The sequence below is a fragment of the Sphaerisporangium sp. NPDC049002 genome (assembly GCF_040649355.1).
Classification (GTDB): domain Bacteria; phylum Actinomycetota; class Actinomycetes; order Streptosporangiales; family Streptosporangiaceae; genus Sphaerisporangium.
Map to the genome: position 1 here is coordinate 1 of NZ_JBEZFH010000369.1, position 3,462 is coordinate 3,462.

Here is a 3,462-nt window from a genome sequence, read left to right on the forward strand (position 1 = left end):
TGACGACTGGCGACGCGTCACTCAACCTTCGGTGGCACGAAACTAGTGGTCATCAACCTTCGGTGACAATGCTCAGCCTTCGCTGTCACAGGACAGCCATGTCGTCCGGGAGCTTGTTGATGAGTCTGGGCTTGTCCTCCAGTTGGAACAGCACGGTGTGGTGGAGGCCGAGTCTGGCCCACCGCGGATCCCCGAGCACTGCGGCGGCCTCGGCACGGTTGTCGTACATCCAGCGGTAGAAGACTTCGATGGTCACCAGCGGGCCGCGGCGGCTGCTCTTTGAGAGTCTGCCGCCCTTGTTCGGCCCGGTCATCGCCGTGTGGCTGTTGAGGGAGTCCACCAAGCCTCGCAGCCAGGGCCTGAGCTGCTCGGGTGAGTCGACAAGCTGAGGGCCGGCACATCCCGCTTGATCGATGTACCACTGGAACCACTTCAGATGGTCCAGTCGGCTCTTCACCGAGGACCACACATACCTCTCCGTCAACAGCTGCACCGACAGCCACCACTTCGCCGCCTCCCGGAACCAATCAGTGGTGAGCTGGCTGAAATTGGCGACCGACCGGCCATGCGGTTCGTGTTCACGCTGCGGGATCCGCCGGTCCAGACTCGGATTCCACACGTTCAGGCGCCACCACTCGCCGTCGTGATACGCGTAGGCCAGACGGTCCTGCAGATGCTTGACGCTGTGCAAGACGAGCGTTGCAAGATCGGCATTGCCGGACGGGTTCGTACGCATCGTCGCGCCACGGACCTCACGTGCCCATTCCTCGTGGGAGAGTGCTGTAAGAGACCTGACATGACGTACCCGAGGGCCTCCGTGCTCAATGGCCAGGCTCAGCCCCCGCCGAAGTTGCTGGAAACGCGCCGGATCGACGCTGTATCCGTCGGCGACCTGCTGGTGGACGCACCACGCGAGTTCCCAGATCATCGTCTCGGGCAGGCCGCGGAAGCTGAGCGCCTGGCTGAACCAGCCGCGCTCACGGTCGATGGTTTGCACGGTGAACGCCTGACGGTAGTCCTCGGGCATGTTCGTCGAGTCGAAGTGGTCCAGCCGGTGCTCCTCAGGAAGGCTCTCCCACAGACCTCTGGCCCGCTCCTCGCTGAAGAGCTCGGCGATCGGCAGGCGCGGATCTCGCTTGTCAAGGCGCTTTCGCTCCGCCGTCCGCGGCGAGGCAAGCGCTCGCGCGCCGGTCTCCGAACGCGGCGCCGGTTCAATCTCCATTCGAGCTCCCCCAGGACTGCGTGATCTTCTGCCAGTCCGCGCACGCCCGAAGCTCGGCGTCCTCGGTGACGTGGGCGTAGGTGTTGATCGTGGTCTGGATGTCGGCGTGTCCGAGTCTCCGGCTGACCACGTGCATCGGCACGCCCGCCAGCAGCAGCGCCGTAGCGTGCGTGTGGCGATACCAGTGAGGCGTCATCTCCACCGGCAGGCAAGGCAGCTGGCGCTTCCTGGCCCCCAGGTGCTTGTAGACGCTCTCGGGACTCAGCGGGGCGAAACGACGCCCACGGCGGAGATTGCAGAAGATGTACGCGCTGTCCCAATCGTCCAGCTCCACGTCGGCGCCTGCCTCACACAGGGCCCACACCCAATCGCCGTAAAGACGGTCCAGTGCCGAACCGATGAAGATCCGCCGGTGGCCGCTCTTGGCCCGCAGGCCGTGCGGGTGGTCCTCGCGTCGCACGACCTCGACCTGCGCCGTCGTACCCGTACCGGTCTTCCAGTCACAATGGCGCAGCCCGAGAGCCTCACCGAGCCGCAGACCGGTCTCCTCCAACAGTGTCCACAACAGCCGGTAACGCAGCTCACCCGACCACGCCCCCTCAGCGGCGTCCCAGGACGCCTCCGCTGTTCGCAGTGACACCATCTGCTCCGGCAGCAGGACCGGGACCGGCTTCGTCCTGACCCTTACCTTCACCACGCTCGAACGCCGGCCATGCTTGCGCGCCACATGCTCCAGGAACGGCAGGTAGCTTCCCGGCCGCGAACGCACCGTCTCGTACAACCGGCCCGCGACCTCCACACCGCGCGCAGCGTGGTACCGATAGAAACCCATCACCGCCCGAACCCGGCTCGCCACGGTCGCGTCAGCCGCCTGCTCCTGACGAGGAAGAGGAACGACATCCGCCGCCACACTCCTACGGCGCAACTGCCCGACGAACGTGCCGAGGTCTGTCACACCAACCGTGTCCCACGCCTGCTCGCGCTGTTCCAGGAAGGACCACCACAGCGCAAGCCCCCGCGAGTAGCTCTTGATCGTGTTGGGTGAACAGTCCGTCGATCGCAGGTACTCCAAGTACTGCTCGACGGGCTCCGCGACTCGAAAGTCACCGGCGAGGACCGTCCACGTGGGTCCTTCCGCGCTCGCCACCCGTTGTGTGGTCGCCAATTCGCTCCCCATGTCGTCGCTGTCAGCGGAGCGTACTGCTACACCGGATAACGCAACGCTCACATAGAGAAACCGGCGGCCAAGACTCCTGTCACAGATGTCAACGGCATCAATGTCAGGGTTCGGATAACACATGGTGCCGCTCGCCGAGGCGTGGCGCTCCGGGGCGTACGCCTGGACGACCGCCAAGCGCCAGTCCTTCGCCAACGACCTCACGAACGCCCAGCTCTGGGCCGTGACCGACAACGTGAACCAGGCCAAGGGGGACTCCGACCCCGCGAGCTGGAAGCCGCCGCTCACCTCGTTCTGGTGCACCTACGCGAAGGCCTACATCGATGTGAAGTACGAGTGGGGCCTGACCGTCCAGAGCAGCGAGAAGTCGGCGCTTTCCACCATGCTCGGCTACTGCTGACCCGTCGGCGTGGCCCGTCACCGCGCCGGCGGGCCACGAGGGCCGCCGTCCCCTCGCCGGGCGGCGGCCCTTGTCGTGTTCCCGCGCCGGTCACCGGTGGTGGGAGACGAAGCCGACATGGACGCGGGGGGCGAGCGCCCGGTGGGGCGGTTCGTTCTGCGCGCGCCCGCACAGCGGGACCACGGGCGTGCCGGACGCGGTGCTCAGGTAGGCGTCCGCGACGTAGCCGCCGGTGCTGATCAGGTCCCAGTACCTGCTGGTGCCGTACGTGCCGGAGACCGGGTCGCCGACCTTGCGGCAGACGATGGTGACCCGCTGGCCGTCCCGCCGCGTGCCGACCACCTTGCTGTCGGCCGACGCGTCGGCCCGTACGTTGACGGGCTCGCCGGTCACGGTGTTCACGGTGACGGTCACGTCGCTCGCCCCGGCCGGGGCGGCGTGCTCAGTGCCCGTAAGACCGCCGGTCGCGGTGCCGGTCGCGGTGCCGGTCGCGGTGCCGGTGGCGGCCGCGTGGGCCGTGCCACCGGGTGCCGTCGTGAGGGCCGGCCCGGCCAAGGACGTGACGGCGTCCTGGTGCTCCTCCGCGCCCGCCGGCAGCGTGGTGATCGTGGAGGCGGCGTCGAAGGCCCGGTCCTTGGCGTGCTCCTGGACGGCGTCGTCGAC

General features: G+C 67.3%; 3 protein-coding genes and 1 pseudogene. 1 reads left to right on the forward strand and 3 read right to left on the reverse strand.

Annotated features, from left to right (window positions below; all coding sequences use genetic code 11):
* Positions 1-85: 85 nt before the first annotated feature.
* Together AB0B89_RS35465 and AB0B89_RS35470 are read right to left on the reverse strand one after the other, a co-directional pair.
* Positions 86-1,222 carry a hypothetical protein gene (locus AB0B89_RS35465; protein WP_358561877.1) on the reverse strand — a complete coding sequence of 379 codons (1,137 nt, stop codon included), beginning with the start codon at positions 1,220-1,222 and terminating at the stop codon, positions 86-88.
* On the reverse strand, positions 1,212-2,522 hold the full coding sequence (locus AB0B89_RS35470; protein ID WP_358561880.1) for a tyrosine-type recombinase/integrase: 1,311 nt from the start codon (positions 2,520-2,522) through the stop codon (positions 1,212-1,214). Before AB0B89_RS35470 ends, AB0B89_RS35465 begins: the two co-directional genes overlap by 11 nt.
* On the opposite strand from AB0B89_RS35470, the gene AB0B89_RS35475 reads away from it, so the two are divergent.
* On the forward strand, positions 2,521-2,799 hold the full coding sequence (locus tag AB0B89_RS35475) for a DUF1524 domain-containing protein (protein WP_358561882.1): 279 nt from the start codon (positions 2,521-2,523) through the stop codon (positions 2,797-2,799). The two genes, AB0B89_RS35470 and AB0B89_RS35475, sit on opposite strands and share 2 nt — an antisense overlap.
* 90 nt (positions 2,800-2,889) lie before the next feature.
* Here the strand turns inward: AB0B89_RS35475 and AB0B89_RS35480 are convergent.
* Positions 2,890-3,462 (reverse strand): annotated as a pseudogene (locus tag AB0B89_RS35480) (hypothetical protein); the annotation flags it as partial.